We start from the raw sequence: 16,396 nt of genomic DNA, 5'->3' as shown, positions 1-16,396 counted from the left end.
ACGTTCGCTGGTCTGAAACGGCCTTAAAACGCCCGTTGGTACGGCAGTATGCCGGAACCCAGCAACTTGTCGGTACCGAGACCGTAATCGCTGCTCAGACCGCGCAGTTGTATATTAAACGTCACGGCATTGTCGTAATTACTGGTGTTACTGTTGTAGTTCCAACTGGTGATCTTGCGATCGTAGCCCACCGTCGCCGCCCAGCAACAGGTGTTGTACTGCACGCCAATCAGCTGTTCGGCGGGCTGGCTTGCCTTGGTATCATAATAATACGCGCCGACAAGCGACCACCGGTCGCGGATTGGCCAGCTGGCGATGGTGCCAATCTGCGCGATCCCCTGCTGATAGCCCGGATGCGAAATGTTGGGCAACATGGCTTGGATATATTCGGGACTGGCATAACGGTAGTTCAATTGAACCATCCGGTTATCGTCGCGACGGTATTCCAGGACCGCGTCGCCCAGCGCCACGCTGTTCAGCCGGGTATCATACTGTACGCCGCCGCGCGCGGCCCACTGGTTATTGATCTGCCAGAAGGTGTCGCCGGCCCAGACGACGCTGCCCGTTTCGGCATCCTGATCCAGGCTGCTGTTGGTCGAACCGGTGCGCGGACGGGTAAAGTAATAGATTTGACCCAGCGAAGCGTTAAAACGTTCAACCAGGGCGTCATCATAAAGCCGGGTGGTTACGCCGCCCGATACCTGGTTGGCGGAGGCGATGCGATCGAGGCCGCTGTAGCTGCGGTCGCGGAACAGGCCCGTATAGTCGGTCTGCAGCAGCGTGGAATCGTACACGTTGATATTGCTCTGGTCGCGGTAGGGCACATACAGGTATTGCACCCGCGGTTCCAGGGTCTGGGTATAATCCTGCGCCCAGTCCATATTCCGTTCAAAAATCATTTTGCCGTCGGTCTTGAACTGCGGCATCACCCGGTTGACCGTGCCATCCAGCCGGCTGTTGGGATTATTGGTATTGTAAGTATCGAGATTGTCCTGCTGATAATGGGTGGCCATCAGCTTGGTTTCGGTGTTCAGGCTGCCCCAGCGGTTGGCCAGCGGCAGGCTGATGGTCGGTTCGACATGCAGCCGCGTGGCCTCGGGGTTATTGCTGCTGACGCTGGTAAACTTGGCGGCCTGGCTGACGATGCGGGTATCAAACGGGCCGACATCGTTCTTGTAATAGGTGACGTCAAGCTGCGGCGCCGCGCGGTAGGCGCTGCTGTCGCCGAAATTAGAGAATATCTGGAACTGCTTGCTGGCCAGGGTGACGTCCCAGTTCTCGTCGGAATAACCGACGCTGAATTTCTGCGTGGCGTAGCCGTCGGTAGTGGAACCGTACTGCGAGGTCAGATCGGTAAAATAATAGGGATCGCTGACCCGGGTATAATCGACGTTGAAACGCCAGACGTCATCCATCACGCCGTTGTGCCGCCAGTACAGCATCCAGCGGTCGGTATTGCTGTCGGAGGGATGATCGGTGGCGTATTCCGAATCGCTGGGCAACCAGTCGAACTGCACCAGGCCCATCCCAGGCTTGGTCAGGTAGCGGAATTCGTTTTGCAACTGGGTGCCGCGTTTACTCATATAATGCGGCGTAATGGTGGCGTCGTAGTTTGGCGCCAGGTTCAGGTAATAGGGGGCGGAAAATTCAAAACCGCTCTTGGTGCCGTATTTGGCATTGGGGATCAGGAAGCCGGAACGGCGCTTATCGCCCACCGGCAGCTGAAGGTAAGGGCTGTAGAACACCGGCACCTTGCCGATCCTGAAGCGGGCGTTATAGATTTCCGCCACCTGTTCTTCACGGTCGTGGATGACTTCCGAGCCTTGTACGCTCCAGCTGTCGTCCCCGGGCAGGCATGAGGTAAAGGTGCCGTTTTCCAAGACCGTGTAGCGGTTTTGGCCGCGCATTTTCATGGTATCGGCATCGCCGCGTCCCTGGCGTCCCACCATCTGGTAGTCGCCCTGGTAAACGTCGGTGTCCTTGGTATTCAGGTTTGACCAGGCCTTAGGTCCATTGAGTTTGATCTGGTTATCGCTGTAATGGACGTCGCCGGTGGCCGTGGCGGTACGCACCGGGTCTTGCTGGCCGGACTGTGTCTGCTGTAGCTCCACCTGTTTGGCATTGAGCGTGCTGTTGCCCTGTTCCACGTCCACGTTGCCGGTAAACAGCGCGTTATCCGGGTAATTGGCCGTCGTATGGTCCGCCTGGATATGCACCGGCAGTTGATTCGGGTCGCCCGTGACCAGCGGCTTGGTATAGGCAGGCACGCCCAGCATGCATTGATCGGCAAAATCCGCCAACGCATGATGGCTATAAAGCGCCGACCAGATCAGGCTGGCCAGCAATGTAGGGAAACGTTTCTTCATATGCTTTTCGGGTGTTCCGTCATCTTGGGCTTCATGCCGTCAAACGGTCAGAGACTATCTCACTCACCGGAGTTGCGCCAGTGTTAAATCCTGCCGTTTATCCGCGCACCGTTAGGCACAGCGATAAATGACAGGTATGATAAAGCAAATTTGCAGTGACGGCATGATGAATTGAGGAGTATATGCGGTATTGGGGTAAGGTGTTGGGCGTTATTCTGGGTTTTCTATCCGGAGCAGGGTTTTGGGGCGTGGTGTTAGGCTTCCTGATTGGCCATATGATTGATAAGGCGCGCGGTGCACGGGGGGGCGGCGGCGGTTTTTTCGCCGATCAGCAGACCCGGCAGAATGTCTTTTTCCGCACCACCTTTCAGGTCATGGGGCATCTTACCAAATCAAAGGGGCGCGTTACCGAGGCGGATATCCAAAACGCCAGCCTGATGATGGATCGCCTGCGGCTTGACGGCGCCGCGCGCACCGCGGCGCAGCAGGCCTTCCGTGAAGGCAAGGAAAGCCAGTTTCCGCTGCGCGCGTCGCTGCGCGAGTTTCGCCAGGTCTGCTTCGGGCGTTTTGATCTCGTCAGGATGTTCCTGGAAATCCAAATCCAGGCCGCGTTCGCCGATGGATCGTTACATCCCAACGAGCGGCAGGTGCTGTATGTGATTGCCGAGGAACTGGGCATCTCGCGGGTGCAATTCGATCAGTTCCTCAGCATGATGGAGGGCGGCCAGCAGTTTGGCGGCGGCGATTACGCGCAGGGCGGCTACCGGCCCGGCGGCGAGCGCGGTCCCACGCTTGAGGACGCCTGCAAGGTGCTCGGCGTCAACAGTACCGACGACGCCATCGTTATCAAGCGCGCCTATCGCAAGCTGATGAGCGAACATCATCCGGATAAGCTGGTGGCGAAAGGGCTGCCGCCGGAAATGATGGAAATGGCCAAGCAGAAAACGCAGGCCATTCAGGCGGCCTACGATCTGATTAAGCGCGAGAAAGGGTTTCACTGATCGTCCGCCGCATGCATTACGGCGGGCCGCTCAGAAATCCGCTTCGCAGCGGAAATGAATGGGCGAGTGGAAGGCCGGGTGGGTAATGGCCAGCTCCTGGGCATGCAACAGCAGCCGGCCGGCCATGGCCTTGGCCTGCGGCGTGGCGTAAAAACCATCGCCCAGGATCGGATGACCGATAGCCTGCATATGCACCCGCAGCTGGTGCGAGCGCCCGGTGACCGGCATCAGCAGTACCCGCGCGGTGAGATCGGCGTCATAAGACAATACCCGGTATTGCGTTTGCGCCGCCTTGCCGGTGGCAAAGCACACCTTTTGCAGCGGCCGGTTGGGCCAGTCGCATATCAACGGTAAATCAATCAATCCCTCTTCCTGGGCGGGGTGTCCCCATACCCTGGCAATATAGGACTTGCGCGGCTCGCGTTCGCGGAACTGGCGTTTCAACTCCCGCTCCGCCGCCTTGGACAAGGCCACGACCATTACGCCGCTGGTGGCCATGTCCAGCCGGTGCACGGACTGCGCCAGCGGGAATTGCGCCAGGACCCGGGTCATCACGCTATCGTTATGCTCAGGCAAGCGGCCGGGAACCGATAGCAGGCCGCTGGGTTTGTTGACCGCCATAATATGCGCGTCCTGGTACAGGATATGCAGCCAGGGTTCGGTGGGCGGATTATAGGGTTCCATGCTGCTCCGGTTTGCCCGGGGCGTCGCCCCGGGTAGGTCATGCTTACTGATGGGTCACCACGATCAGGCGAATGGCATCCAGCCGCCAGTTTGCCTGGTCCAACTGCTCGAGCACCTGCTGGCGGTTGGACGCCAGCGTCTCCAGCTCGTCCTCGCGAATCGCCGGATTGACGGCCTTTAACGCCTCCAGGCGATGCAGTTCGGCGCTCAGGCTTTCGTCCGCCTGCCGCCGGGCGTTGTCTATCAATACCTGGGCCTGTTTCGCCACCAGCGCTTCGCTGCTTTGCAACAGCTTATGCACCTCCGGCTGTACCGCGCTGACCAGTTTACCGGCGGTATGACGCTTCACCGCGTTGAGCTGGCGATTAAACTGCTCGAATTCAACCTGGCCGGCCAAATCATTGCCGTTCTGATCAAGCAGCAACCGGACCGGCGTGGCGGGCAGGAAGCGGCTCAACTGCAGTTTTTTCGGCGCGGGCGCCTCCACCACATACACCAGTTCCACCAGCAGGGTGCCCGCCGGCAGCGCTTTATTGCGCAGCAACGATACCGCGCTGGTGCCGCTGTCACCCGATAATACCAGATCCAAACCGTTGCGGATGATCGGATGCTCCCAACTGATAAACTGGGTATCTTCCCGGGACAGCGCCTGCTCGCGGTTAAAGGTAATGGTGCATCCTTCCTCGGGCAGGCCCGGGAAATCAGGCACCAGCATATGCTCCGAGGGTGTCAGCACGATCAGGCTGTCGCTGCGATCTTCCTGGTTGATACCCACGATATCAAATAAGTTAAGCGCGAAATTCACCAACTGGGCGTCGCTGTCCTGGCCGGCGATGGCATCGGCCAGCGCCTGCGCCTGTTCACCGCCGTTGGAATGCTGCTCCAGCAGACGGTCGCGTCCCTGTTCCAGTTGCAGCTTCAACAGGTCGTGCTGGCGGCGGCAGGCGTGGATAAAGTCATCCAGGCCGTCGAGTTTGGCGGGTTCGCCCAGGTAGCCGATCAACTGCTGGTAGTATTGATCGTACAACGTCCGGCCGGTGGGACAGGTATGTTCAAACGCGTCCAGGCCTTCATGATACCAGCGGATCAGCACCGCTTGGGCCGTTTGCTCCAGATAAGGCACGAAGATCAGGATATCGTGGTTCTGGCCGATGCGATCCAGGCGGCCGATGCGCTGCTCCAGCAGATCCGGATTGAATGGCAGATCGAACATCACCATCCGGCTGGCGAACTGGAAGTTACGGCCCTCGGAGCCGATTTCCGAACAGAGCAGCACCTGGGCGCCGTCGTCTTGCGCGGCGAAATAGGCGGCGGCGCGGTCGCGGTCGAGCAGCGACAGACCTTCGTGGAACACCGCGGCGCGGATCCCTTCGCGCTCGCGCAATACCTGTTCAAGCTGCAGCGCGGTGGCGGCATGGGCGCAGATCACCAGCACTTTCTCCTGCCGGTTTTGCAGCAGGAAATCCATCAGCCATTCGACGCGGGGATCGAAGTTCCACCAGGTGGCGTTCTGGCCCTCGAACTGCTGATAAATCTGTTCGGGATACAGCATGTTGCGCGCCCGATCGTCCAGCGTCAGTTTACCGCCCATGATGCCGGCCACTTTAATGGCGGTCTGGTATTGCGCGGGCAGCGGCAGCCTGATTTGATGCAGCAGCCGGCGCGGGAAGCCTTTCACCCCCTGGCGGGTATTGCGAAACAGCACCCGGCTGGTGCCGTGGCGATCCATCAACATGGCGATCAGTTCATGACGCGCCGCCTGGGCGCGCTCATCCTCGCCATTGGCGACGGAAAGCAGGGGTTCGATGCTTTGCTCGCCTATCATATCGGCCAGCAGGTTCTTGGCGTCCTTGTCCAGCGCCTTGCCGTTCAGCAGCAGGGTCACCGCGTCGGCTACCGGGCGGTAACGCTGTTGCTCCGCCACGAACTCCTGGTAGTCATGGAACCGATCGGGATCCAGCAGCCGCAGCCGGGCGAAATGGCTTTGCAGCCCCAACTGCTCCGGGGTGGCGGTCAGCAATAAGATCCCGGGAATACTGCGCGCCAGCTGTTCGATGACCTGATATTCGCGGCTGGGGGCCTCCTCGCTCCAGGAAAGATGATGGGCTTCATCCACCACCATCAGGTCAAAATCGGCGTCGGCCAGCTTTTCCAGCCGCTCGTGGTTACGGCGGACAAAATCCAGCGAGCACAGCACCAGTTGTTCGGTTTCAAACGGATTATCGCTGTCCTGCATCGCTTCGGAGTAGCGCTCGTCATCGAACAGCGAGAACAGCAGGTTGAAACGGCGCAGCATTTCCACCAGCCATTGATGCATCAACGACTCGGGAACGATGATCAGCACCCGCTCGGCGCGGCCGGTGAGCAACTGCTGATGGATAATCATGCCGGCCTCGATGGTCTTGCCCAGGCCCACTTCGTCCGCCAGCAAAACCCGGGGAGCGTAGCGCTGTCCCACTTCGGAGGCGATATGCAACTGGTGGGGAATCAGGTTGGCGCGGATGCCGCGCAGTCCGTTCCAGGCCTGGCGGAACTGCTCACTGTGAAACTTGCGCGCCCGATAACGCAGGGCAAAACGGTCCATGCGATCGATCTGGCCGGCGAACAGTCGGTCCTGGGGTTTGCTGAAGGTCAGCTTGCTGTCGAGCAGGACTTCCCGCAGGGCCGTATCGGCCTGGCCGTTATCCAATCGGGTGCCGATGTAGGTCAGCAGGCCGTCTTCTTCACGCACGGATTCCACGCTGAGCTGCCAGCCCTCGTGGCTGGTGATGGTATCGCCGGGATTAAATATCACGCGGGTGATAGGCGCATCCGCGCGGGCATAAAGACGGTTTTCACCGATAGCGGAAAACAGCAGGGTGACCATGCGGGCATCCTGTGCCACCACGGTTCCCAGTCCTAATTCACTTTCCGTATCGCTGATCCAGCGTTGACCTAAGGTAAAAGGCATAAATTCTCGGCTCGGTGTTATGTTAGGCAAAAATACCGGCAATAGCGCGGCTTACCGCGGCCTGGTGCCACGGCGGTGAAAAATGCGGCAAGAGTGATGCTGAGGTCTGAAAAGGCGCTATGTTAATGGATGAGTGTCGCTTCGTCACCTACCAATCCATCACTTTCGCATCAAAACAGTCCCATCTGACCTGATATAAGCGTAGCAAAGTCATCGCGCAGGAAGGGGAGGATGGCATCCGCCACCGGCTGGAGCTGTTTGGCCAGGTAGTGATTATAGTCCGGCACGCTTTGCCGGATTTCCAGGGGCTCGGGACCGTGGGCGGTCATGATATAGCTTATCCACCCGCCGTTTTGGTACTGCTGCTGCCGGCCGTGACGGGCATTATACTCATCGGCGATAAGCGCCGCGCGGGCCTGGGGCGGCACGTTTTTCTGGTATTCGCTTAACCTGCGCCGCAGGCGTTTGCGATACACCAGCAGGGCGTCCAGCTCGCCGGACAGGGTGCGGCGGACATAATCGCGGACAAAATCCTGATACGGCTGGCGCCGGAAGATGCGCTCATACAATTGTTGCTGGAACTGCTGGGCCAGGGGCGTCCAGTCGCTGCGCACGGTTTCCAGGCCTTTAAATACCATGCGTTCGCCCTTGTCGTCCTGTACCAGGCCGGCATAACGTTTTTTGCTGCCCAGCTCCGCGCCGCGAATCGTAGGCATAAGGAAACGGGTGAAGTGTGTCTCGTACTCAAGTTCCAGCGCGCTTTCCAGCCCCATGGTGTCGCGCAGGTGCGTTTGCCACCATTGATTGATATCGCTGACCAGGCGTTGACCGATGGCATTGGCCGCTTCGCTATCGTGGGCGTGTTTCAGCCAGACAAACGTGGAGTCGGTATCGCCGTAGATTACCGGATAACCCCGGGCTTCGATAAGCTCGCGGGTGCGGTGCATAATGTCATGGCCGCGCAGGGTAATGGAGGAGGCCAGCCGGGCGTCGAAAAAACGGCAGCCGGGCGCGCCCAGCACGCCGTAGAAAGCGTTCATGATAATTTTCAACGCCTGCGATAAGGGCCGGTTATTTTCCCGTTTCGCCCGCTCGCGCCCGAGCCAAAGCTCCCGAACGATGTCCGGCAGGCAGTGATGGGTGCGGGAGAAGCGCGCGCCGATAAAACCCGCGACCGTCCCGTCCGGCGCGTCCCCGGCCATGCCTTCGATCAGCCCCACCGGATCAATGAGAAAGGTGCGGATAATAGAGGGATAAAGGCTTTTATAATCCAGCACCAGCACCGAGTCGTACAGGCCGGGGCGGGAATCCATGACATAACCGCCGGGGCTGGCCTGCATCGGTACATCGCCAAGATTGGGCGCCACAAAACCCGCCCGGTGCATTCTGGGCAGGTAGAGCCAGGTAAACGCGGCCACCGATCCGCCGCTGCGATCGGCGGCCAGCCCGGTGACGGTGGCGCGTTCCAGCAGAAACGCCAGCAGGCGGGTATGGTCAAAAATACGCGTCACCAGCTCACAGTCCTTGAGATTGTAGCGGGCCAGCGCCGGCTTATCTTCCTGGTACAACCGGTCGATTTCGTCCATGCGCTGGTAGGGCGTCGAGATATCCTTTCCCTCGCCCAGCAGCGTCTGCGCCACGTTTTCCAGGCTAAACGAGGAAAACTGCCAGAAGGCGGATTTCAGCGCCTCGATGCCGTCGATAATCAGGCGGCCGGCGGCGCTGGCGAAATAATGTCCCGCCTTGGCGCCATGTTCGCGCCATTCCAGCGCCGCGCCGCCGCGCCCGAGCAGCAAAGGCTGATGGTAGCGTTCCGCCTGTTTTTGCAGGATACGTAAATCGAACTGCACCAGGTTCCAGCCGATAACGGCATCGGGGTCATGGTCGGCGAACCACTGGTTCAGGCACTGGATCAACGCCGCGCGGGTGGGTACGTATTCAAGGAATCCGGACGACCCGGCGCCGGCGGCCGGGGGCTCGCCCAGCATATAAACCCGCCGCTGCCCGCAGCCTTGCAGACCGATGCAATAGAGTTCGCCAAAACGGTTGGTTTCAATATCCAGCGAAACCAGTTTCAGCGCGGGCCGGTAATCAGGCGACGGCTTAAGCCGAGCGTGGGTGATAACGCCGTTTTCCTGCACATGGCCGTCAAACCAGACCGGGGCGGTGATAAAACGCTCCATCAGATAACGCTCCGGTGGGCGAATGTCGGCTTCATACAGCGGTATGCCGGACTCGTGGCACCGTTTTTCCAGCCGGCCTAAATCGCGATAGTGCCGGCAGTAAACGCCGACCACCGGGCGACGATGAAAGTCACGCAGCGCCAGCGGACGCAGCTCGCAGCCGGGGATGGCGGCCGCCAGGGTTTGCGCGCGCGGCAGGCACTCCGCGGGCATAAACGCCACCGCTTGCTGCGGCGGCAGGCTGATTTTCCGCGCGCCGCCATCGGTCGCCAGCCAGAAATCGATGACGGCGCCGTCGGGAGTATCCCGCCAGTGGCGGGTAAGGACAAAACCCTGGCCGGGCAGGGATTGGTCTGGCATGGCGTCTGGATATCCGGTTAAAGTAAATGAAGCGTCGCCTTATCTCGGGCAACCTGATAATTATGATTATTTATACAGTATTTGTCCAGTTGCGCCGCGTCCGGACAAGCGCAGCCAAATCTTCATACAATTGTTACGTTGACCGGCGGGCCTTCTAACCCTGACAATCCATCGGCTTATAGAAACCTGAGGGGGTTATGCTGGCTTTTTTCGAACACTGGGTTACGCAGTCATTGGCTTTTTCGCTTTTTGCCGTCTCGTTGGTGGCATTTCTTGAATCCCTGGCTTTTGTCGGGCTGTTATTACCGGGTACGGTGATGATGGCGACGCTGGGCGCGCTTATCGGCAGCGGCGCGATGGGATTTTATCCCGCCTGGGCGGCCGGCATTATCGGATGCTTTCTTGGCGATTGGATTTCCTATGTTATCGGCCATGGCTGTAAAAAATCGCTGAAACGCTGGTCTTTCCTGAAAAAAAACCGCGCCACGTTGAATAAAATCGAACATGCCCTGCACCGGCATAGCGTGTTGACGATCCTGGCCGGCCGGTTTATCGGCCCTACCCGGCCGTTGGTGCCGATGGTGGCCGGGATGCTGGACCTGCCGCCCCTGAAATTCGCCTTGCCCAATGTTATCGGCTGCCTCACCTGGCCACCTGCGTATTTTATGCCCGGCATCCTGGCCGGGGTGGCTATTAATATCCCAGACGGACAGCACTCCGGGCAATTCCGTGGCCTGCTGTTAGGCGTGGCCCTGTTGGGCTGGCTGGCCGGCTGGCTTGGATGGCGCTGGTTGCGAACCGATAAACGCCAGGCCGATCGCCTCACCCGCTGGCTGCCGCTGTCGCGATTGCGCTGGCTGGCCCCCCTTTGCCTCCTGGCGATGGCGGCGGCGCTGGTTGCGCTTATCCAGCATCCGCTGATGCCGATCTACGCGGCTCAATTCTGGAAAGTAGTCAGGGTGTGACCGACGGCTTCAGTATTTGGAGAATAAGGTATATATCGCCTTACCTAAATCCGGCTGCGTTCCTATAATCGAGGAAAAATTCTCCGCCAGCACCGTTCCGGTACTGGTGAGTAATTCACGGAACTGCGGGGCGGTAAGGTTTTTTTTATTGGCGATGGCAATACTTGACAGGCATGCCGCCACACCCGCCACGATGGGATTGGCCGGCGAATTGCCGGAAAAATTATTGATGTACCAGGCATTGGTTTTATTGAGCAGCGTGGCATAACCGTATGAGGTCGTTACCACAAAATCACCCCAGCTCGAACTGTCTATGCGCGAACCAAAATTACTGTAGGCGGCCCTTAGTCCCGTCCTTGGGTCGAGGGCTCCGACAATAATAGCGCCTGAATCCCTTTGATGACGATTGAATTTGCCGTTAAGTATCGGATGGTCTAAATTAATCGCGCCATTCCCCGCCGCCTCAATAACGTGGATACCTTTGGATGTTAACGCGGAGATCATATCAAACCAGGCAGGTTCAAATTCGACCGGAAGATAACATTCCTGATTATAATAAGATCTATTTCCTCCTTGATGCTGCATACCTATTTGGATAACGTCTCCCGCCTTAAGACGGTGATAAAGGTTATAGAGATATTGCAGGCCCCGGGCGGCATAACCCACCTTCGCCCGGCTGGCGATCCCCATAATGCCATACCCCAGCTCCAGCCCCGCCATCACACCCACGGACGCGGTATTGTCGCAGCCGACGGTGACGGCGCCTTCGACAATAGCGCGCTCCGGAGGAAGGTTATTATGACCGGTGAACCAGGCATCAGGCTCGTTGGTAATGATGGTGACATTTTCGCCCCTGCCCCCGGCATAACTTAGACCGGCGGTGCCGTCGACACCGCCGAGCCTGAAGCTATTGAAACAATGCCGGGCAGGCCAAAGATAATATTGTAAAGGGACGAAGTTATAATTTTCCACGCCGTTAAGCGTTTTGGGCTCATCATCAAGGGTGGGTTGCTCGGTGTGAAGAGCGTTATAACTTCTTGCGCCCCGTAGCGATACGGGTTCGGTAGTGGGATAAACCGTCTCGACTGAGCTGAATAGCGCAATGGCGTGAAGTATTTCATTAATATATTCAACAGCGTTGACATTCTCATTAAAAAATTTGATTTTGAAATAGCGATCCAAGCCAAATGTTTTATTCATTTCTTTGGCCGCATCATCACGAGGGCTGCCGGATATGTCAAATAAAGGGGAAACTCCCATGGTTTCAAAGTTAAATTTGAGCTCGTGCTCAATTTTTTGCGCTTCTGAAAAGTAATACGCGCCGGCATTGTTTCGTTTAAGTTGAAACACGATGTTAGTGTATTTGACGCCCTGCTGGGCAAAGAAGTCAATTTTTTTAAGAATTTTGTCACTCATTATAGTTAACCCCCGATAATAAAATCGTATTTGACGGTTGACGATTCATCCCGTCATTTATGATGTTTGGTCTGATAAGAAGTAAAATTTGCACAAAGGCATTGCTGCCGCGGTGATTCAGTTTCTCCTGATGTTTAAATTAATGGTTTGCATAAATTTTTAATGAGAAAAAGATGACAGTCACTATTGTCCCTTCTTGCGCAGGGTGCATGACCTACTGTCGCGTAAAGTTAAATTCAGCTGTGTTAAATAAGATTCTTTAAAACTTAATGCAGATTGTACTCAATATACAATAATCGAAGTGGATGTTTAATAAGTGATTTTTATATATGATTTTTATTTAATATAAACTCTAATTGCAATAAATCAAACAACATTCTCAAATAATAGTGTGAAGCAAGTCAATATTTATTCTAATGTTAAATTATCTTAACTTTAAAATGCTATTTATACGTAATTTCTTATTTTTCATTAAATTCAAAGAAAAAAACATGGATAATAATAAAAAAAAGCTTATGTGTGGCGAAAAAACGGCGACCAGCAAAAGCGCAGGCCGGTTTTTCTTCCGCCGCGGAGGGACGTAACAGCAGTGGTTGTAAAACGTAATGGGGGGTGGTGTGATATGTTTGACAATATAATCATGATGTTGTGCGTGGGGTATTCAGTGGGGTGATACCGGGATGGGGCCGGATGGCGGCTTTTTGGCGTGAAAGGCCAGCATCCCAACTCCCTTATAGGCGGGCTGAAACGCTGGCGATAAAAATCACTACTCGTAAATTGCGGGCATTGCCAGGCGGCATGCGAAAACGCATGACGCTTTTCTGCCGTATCTTGATTATTTTATTTATGAGTTTCCCCAGCATTGACGATAAGCTGTTTACAAATACGTTCATTAGTACAACATAATTAAAATGCTATTACTGCCGATGCCTGTAACCACTGGGGTGCAACAATAAGCCCTTACCAATGGATGCTCTGCGGCATTTCCAGGCGACATTTAATTCCATCTCATAATAGTAACAATTTATTTGGCAAAATGTGAATCGGCTCAAGAATGCTATTTTTGGCTATTTGCCGCGATCTTATTCCAGCACGGGAAGCCATCGCGTCATTATGCGGCGCCGGGCATCGGTGATGTTAATCCTCTCCGGCCAACCGCGGGCGCGGGTCCGGCGCGTGCGGCGCAATACCCAGGACGGCGGCTTCGCCGGCTTCGCCGCTCGCCAGGCGCGCGGTCGGGCCGTCGTAATAAATGCGGCCATCGACAATCAGCAGGGTGCGCGGCGCGATGCGCACGGCGTCATCCAGGTTGTGCGATACCATTAACAGGGTCAGGCCGCGGCTGGCGCACACGTCGTTCACCCGTTGCAGCATATCGACACGCAAGGCGGGGTCGAGCGCGGAAAACGGCTCATCAAGCAGCAGGATGGGGCGGTCGCGCACCAGACAACGCGCCAGGGCCGCCCGCTGCCGTTGCCCGCCGGACAGTTGCCCCGGCAGGCGGTCCAGCAGTTTCTCCAGCCCTACCTGTGCCGCCACCGCATTTAACGCTTCCCGTTGCGCCGGAGTCAACGCCAACCCCGGATGCAGCCCAAGGCCGATGTTTTCCGCCACCGTCAGGTGAGCGAACAGGTTATGCTCCTGGAACAGCATGGAGACGGGGCGCCGGGCGGGCGGGGTGGCACTGTGATCCTGGCCGTTTAACCACAGGCTGCCGCTGTGCAGGGGCAGAAAACCGGCTATCAGGTTGAGCAGGGTGCTTTTGCCGGCACCGCTGGGGCCCAGGACGGCGACCTTTTCTCCCGCTGCCAGCCGCAGGTCAAAACGCATCGGCAAATGTTGGTAAAGATAGGTCGCTTTATCCAGTTTTATCATGCAGCCCCGTGAGTTTCTCGATTAGCGTAAATAATAAAAAGCACAGCGCCAATAGGAACAGCGCGGTAACGGCCCCGTCCTCGCTGCGATAAGCGCCGATTTGCTGGTAAAGATAGAGCGGCAGGGTCCGGAAATGTTCATTGCCGAACAACGCTACCACGCCAAAATCACCCAGCGACAGGATAGAGGCGAACGCCATGGCGCGGCCAATCGGCTGGCGCAGCGCGCGCCATTCCACCCAATGTAGCCGCGTCAGGCCGCGCATATCCAGGGACAGGCATAAACGATTATACCTTTCCGCCAGGTCCAGCATCGGCGTTTCCAGAATTTTCAGGGCGTAGGGAATGGCCATCAGCGCATTGGTCAGTATGACCAATGCATAGGGGGAGCGGGGCAATCCCAGGGTATGGGTGGCGATCAGGAAGAAACCGGTGGCCAGCACAATGCCCGGCATCGCCAGGATCAGCATGCCGCTAAGATCGAGCAGTTGCGCGGACCAGGGACGTTGACGCAGCCTCAGCTCGCGGCTGCTCCATAGCAGCATCAGCGTTAGCACCACGCACAGCAGGCCCGCGCCCAGGGCAATGCGCAGCGACGTCAGCAATGCCGACCACAGCGCCGGCTGCGACAGGACCCGCGCCATGCCCGTATTGACACCGCCGGCCACCACGGCCAGCAGGGGCGGCGCCAGCAGCGCCAGCGCCAGGACAATAACCAGCGCGTCGGTCAAACGGCGCGCCAGATTATCGCCGGGATTGCGCCACTGGGAAAAATGCGTCGCGCCGACGGGAAACGCGCGGGTCAGCCGTTGGCTGGACAAGACCAGCCCCAGGCAACAGATCATTTGCACCAGGGCCAGCAGCGCCGCGCGGCCGGGATCGTAGTCATAGCTTAAGGCCTGGTAAATCGCCAGCTCAATGGTGGTCGCCCGCGGTCCGCCGCCCAGCGACAGCACCGTGGCAAAACTGGCGAAACACAGCATAAATATCAGCGCCGCCGCAGGCAGCAGTTGACGGCGCAGATAAGGCCACTCAAGAATGCGGAAGAAATGCCAGCCCGCCATGTCCAGCTGCGCGGCCAGCTGGCGCTGCTCCACCGGAATGCCTTCCAGCGCCTGCAACAACAGGCGGGTGGCCAACGGCAGGTTAAAAAATACATGGGCCAGCAGGATCCCCCGCAGGCCGTAGGGTGAAAAACCGTAGGGAATATGCAGCCAGAGGCATAGCTGCGCCAGCCAGCCGTGGCGACCATACACGCTCAGGATGCCGAACACGGCCACCAGCACCGGCAGCACCAGCGTCATGGCGCAAAAGCGCAGCAACAGCAGGCGTCCCGGAAACCGCCGGCGGTAAAGCGCCCGCGCCAAAAAAACGGCGGGCAGCACCGATAGCAGCGCCGACAGCAGCGCCTGCCAAAAGGTAAAACGCAGGACATGCCACAGATAGCTGTCCGACAGCACGTCGCGCCATTGGAGCGTCGGCGCGTTCAGCCACAAGGCGCCGACCGCCGTCAGGGCCACGGCCGTAAGCATCAGCGCGGCCAGCAGTCCCGGCCATAACCAGCGCGGTATCATCGGCCAGGCATCATTGGCTGACGGAACGCAACCAATCCTGGGTCCACGCGCCGCGTTTGGCCGCCACGTCATCCGCGCTGAAATTCAACGTCTTGGCCGGCAATACGTCAAAGCCGGCCGGCAGCGCGGTTTTGATCACCGGATACATCCAGTTGCCGGTGGGAATGGTCTGCTGGAAAGCCGGGGAAACGACAAAACGCATAAACTGCTGCGCCAGCTGCGGATTTTTACTGGCGGCTAATTGTCCGGCCACCTCGACCTGGAGATAGTGGCCTTCGCTGAAGGTCGCCGCCGCATAGTTATCCTTCTTTTCCTCGTTGATATGATAGGCCGGCGACGTGGTATAGCTGAGCACCATGTCCGCTTCTCCTTTCAGGAATAAGCCATAGGCTTCGCTCCAGCCCTTGGGCACGGTAACGGTTTTTTTCGCCAGCCGTTGCCAGGCCTGGGGCGCTTTATCGCCATATACCTGCTGCACCCAGAGCAATAAGCCCAGTCCCGGGGTACTGGTGCGCGGATCTTCGTAAATGATTTTCAGCGCCTGCGGCCCGTCTATCAGTTCATGCAGGCTTTTGGGCGGATTTTTCAGCTTGTTCTTGTCATAGACAAACGCAAAATACCCGTAATCAAAAGGCAGGAAGGTGGGATCATGCCACGCCTGCGGCAAGGTCAGATGAGCGGTGTCGACGTTATGCGCCGTAAAGAGATGCGTATCCTGCGCGGGCTTAAGCAGGTTGTTATCCAGGCCCAGCACCACATCCGCGTCGCTGTTCTTGCCTTCGATGCGCAGACGGTTGAGCAGGGCGACGCCATCTTCCTGCACGACATATTTCAGCTCGCAGCCACAGTCTTTTTCAAAGGCGGTTTTTATCGCCGGCCCCGGGCCCCATTCGGAGGCAAAGGAATCATAGGTATAAACCGTCAGGACGGGTTTTGCCAACGCCGGGGCGGCGGCGAGCAATAGCAGGCAGGGTAACCATTTTTTCAACACTTTGCGCTCCTGGAAAAAAAAAGGCGGCAAAG

At 57.5% G+C, this 16,396-nt stretch carries 10 protein-coding genes; 2 read left to right on the top strand and 8 right to left on the bottom strand.

Annotated elements, in window-relative coordinates; translation table 11 throughout:
- Positions 1-23: 23 nt before the first annotated feature.
- Complete coding sequence (lptD, locus tag ACL2XN_RS13100; protein WP_413730938.1) at positions 24-2,366, bottom strand: LPS assembly protein LptD; 2,343 nt, start codon at positions 2,364-2,366, stop codon at positions 24-26.
- Positions 2,367-2,548: 182 nt separating this feature from the next.
- Between lptD and djlA the strand changes: the two genes are divergently transcribed.
- The gene (gene djlA / locus ACL2XN_RS13095; protein WP_413722127.1) at positions 2,549-3,367 is read left to right on the top strand and encodes a co-chaperone DjlA; all 819 of its coding nucleotides are present in this window, start codon (positions 2,549-2,551) and stop codon (positions 3,365-3,367) included.
- Between the two features lie 30 nt (positions 3,368-3,397).
- On the opposite strand, the gene rluA is transcribed toward djlA, so the two are convergent.
- The 3 genes from rluA to ACL2XN_RS13080 all read right to left on the bottom strand — a co-directional run bounded on the left by rluA (position 3,398) and on the right by ACL2XN_RS13080 (position 9,544).
- Entirely contained in the window at positions 3,398-4,051 is a 654-nt protein-coding gene (gene rluA / locus ACL2XN_RS13090; protein WP_410016441.1) for a bifunctional tRNA pseudouridine(32) synthase/23S rRNA pseudouridine(746) synthase RluA, read from the bottom strand.
- Positions 4,052-4,094: 43 nt separating this feature from the next.
- The gene (gene rapA / locus ACL2XN_RS13085) at positions 4,095-7,001 is read right to left on the bottom strand and encodes an RNA polymerase-associated protein RapA (RefSeq protein ID WP_410016440.1); all 2,907 of its coding nucleotides are present in this window, start codon (positions 6,999-7,001) and stop codon (positions 4,095-4,097) included.
- A 170-nt stretch (positions 7,002-7,171) separates the two neighbouring features.
- Positions 7,172-9,544 (bottom strand): DNA polymerase II, encoded by a 2,373-nt coding sequence (locus tag ACL2XN_RS13080; protein ID WP_413730937.1) that lies wholly within the window; start codon positions 9,542-9,544, stop codon positions 7,172-7,174.
- 197 nt (positions 9,545-9,741) lie between these two features.
- Between ACL2XN_RS13080 and ACL2XN_RS13075 the strand changes: the two genes are divergently transcribed.
- Positions 9,742-10,509 carry a DedA family protein gene (locus tag ACL2XN_RS13075; protein WP_410016438.1) on the top strand — a complete coding sequence of 256 codons (768 nt, stop codon included), beginning with the start codon at positions 9,742-9,744 and terminating at the stop codon, positions 10,507-10,509.
- A 9-nt stretch (positions 10,510-10,518) separates the two neighbouring features.
- On the opposite strand, the gene ACL2XN_RS13070 is transcribed toward ACL2XN_RS13075, so the two are convergent.
- The 4 genes from ACL2XN_RS13070 to thiB all read right to left on the bottom strand — a co-directional run bounded on the left by ACL2XN_RS13070 (position 10,519) and on the right by thiB (position 16,364).
- Positions 10,519-11,925 (bottom strand): S8 family serine peptidase, encoded by a 1,407-nt coding sequence (locus ACL2XN_RS13070; RefSeq protein WP_413722130.1) that lies wholly within the window; start codon positions 11,923-11,925, stop codon positions 10,519-10,521.
- A 1,137-nt stretch (positions 11,926-13,062) separates the two neighbouring features.
- Positions 13,063-13,800, bottom strand: a complete 738-nt coding sequence (gene thiQ / locus ACL2XN_RS13065; protein ID WP_413730936.1) for a thiamine ABC transporter ATP-binding protein ThiQ — start codon at positions 13,798-13,800, stop codon at positions 13,063-13,065.
- Positions 13,784-15,373, bottom strand: a complete 1,590-nt coding sequence (gene thiP, locus ACL2XN_RS13060) for a thiamine/thiamine pyrophosphate ABC transporter permease ThiP (protein WP_413730935.1) — start codon at positions 15,371-15,373, stop codon at positions 13,784-13,786. Before thiP ends, thiQ begins: the two co-directional genes overlap by 17 nt.
- Positions 15,374-15,383: 10 nt before the next feature.
- Positions 15,384-16,364, bottom strand: coding sequence for a thiamine ABC transporter substrate binding subunit (gene thiB, locus ACL2XN_RS13055; RefSeq protein ID WP_413730934.1), 981 nt, complete (start codon positions 16,362-16,364; stop codon positions 15,384-15,386).
- Positions 16,365-16,396 lie beyond the last annotated feature (32 nt).

The sequence above is a fragment of the Sodalis sp. RH22 genome (genome assembly GCF_047324165.1).
Taxonomy (GTDB): Bacteria; Pseudomonadota; Gammaproteobacteria; order Enterobacterales; family Enterobacteriaceae; genus Acerihabitans.
Note: the sequence above shows the minus strand (reverse complement) of the source record. Positions and strands in the feature narration are given on the sequence as shown.

Excerpts from the sequence above, each read along its gene's own strand:
- djlA (WP_413722127.1), top strand. The coding sequence starts at position 2,549 with ATGCGGTATTGGGGTAAGGTGTTGGGCGTTATTCTGGGTTTTCTATCC.
- rapA (WP_410016440.1), bottom strand. The coding sequence starts at position 7,001 with ATGCCTTTTACCTTAGGTCAACGCTGGATCAGCGATACGGAAAGTGAA.
- ACL2XN_RS13080 (WP_413730937.1), bottom strand. The coding sequence starts at position 9,544 with ATGCCAGACCAATCCCTGCCCGGCCAGGGTTTTGTCCTTACCCGCCAC.
- ACL2XN_RS13070 (WP_413722130.1), bottom strand. The coding sequence starts at position 11,925 with ATGAGTGACAAAATTCTTAAAAAAATTGACTTCTTTGCCCAGCAGGGC.
- lptD (WP_413730938.1), bottom strand. The coding sequence starts at position 2,366 with ATGAAGAAACGTTTCCCTACATTGCTGGCCAGCCTGATCTGGTCGGCG.
- ACL2XN_RS13075 (WP_410016438.1), top strand. The coding sequence starts at position 9,742 with ATGCTGGCTTTTTTCGAACACTGGGTTACGCAGTCATTGGCTTTTTCG.
- thiQ (WP_413730936.1), bottom strand. The coding sequence starts at position 13,800 with ATGATAAAACTGGATAAAGCGACCTATCTTTACCAACATTTGCCGATG.
- rluA (WP_410016441.1), bottom strand. The coding sequence starts at position 4,051 with ATGGAACCCTATAATCCGCCCACCGAACCCTGGCTGCATATCCTGTAC.
- thiP (WP_413730935.1), bottom strand. The coding sequence starts at position 15,373 with ATGATACCGCGCTGGTTATGGCCGGGACTGCTGGCCGCGCTGATGCTT.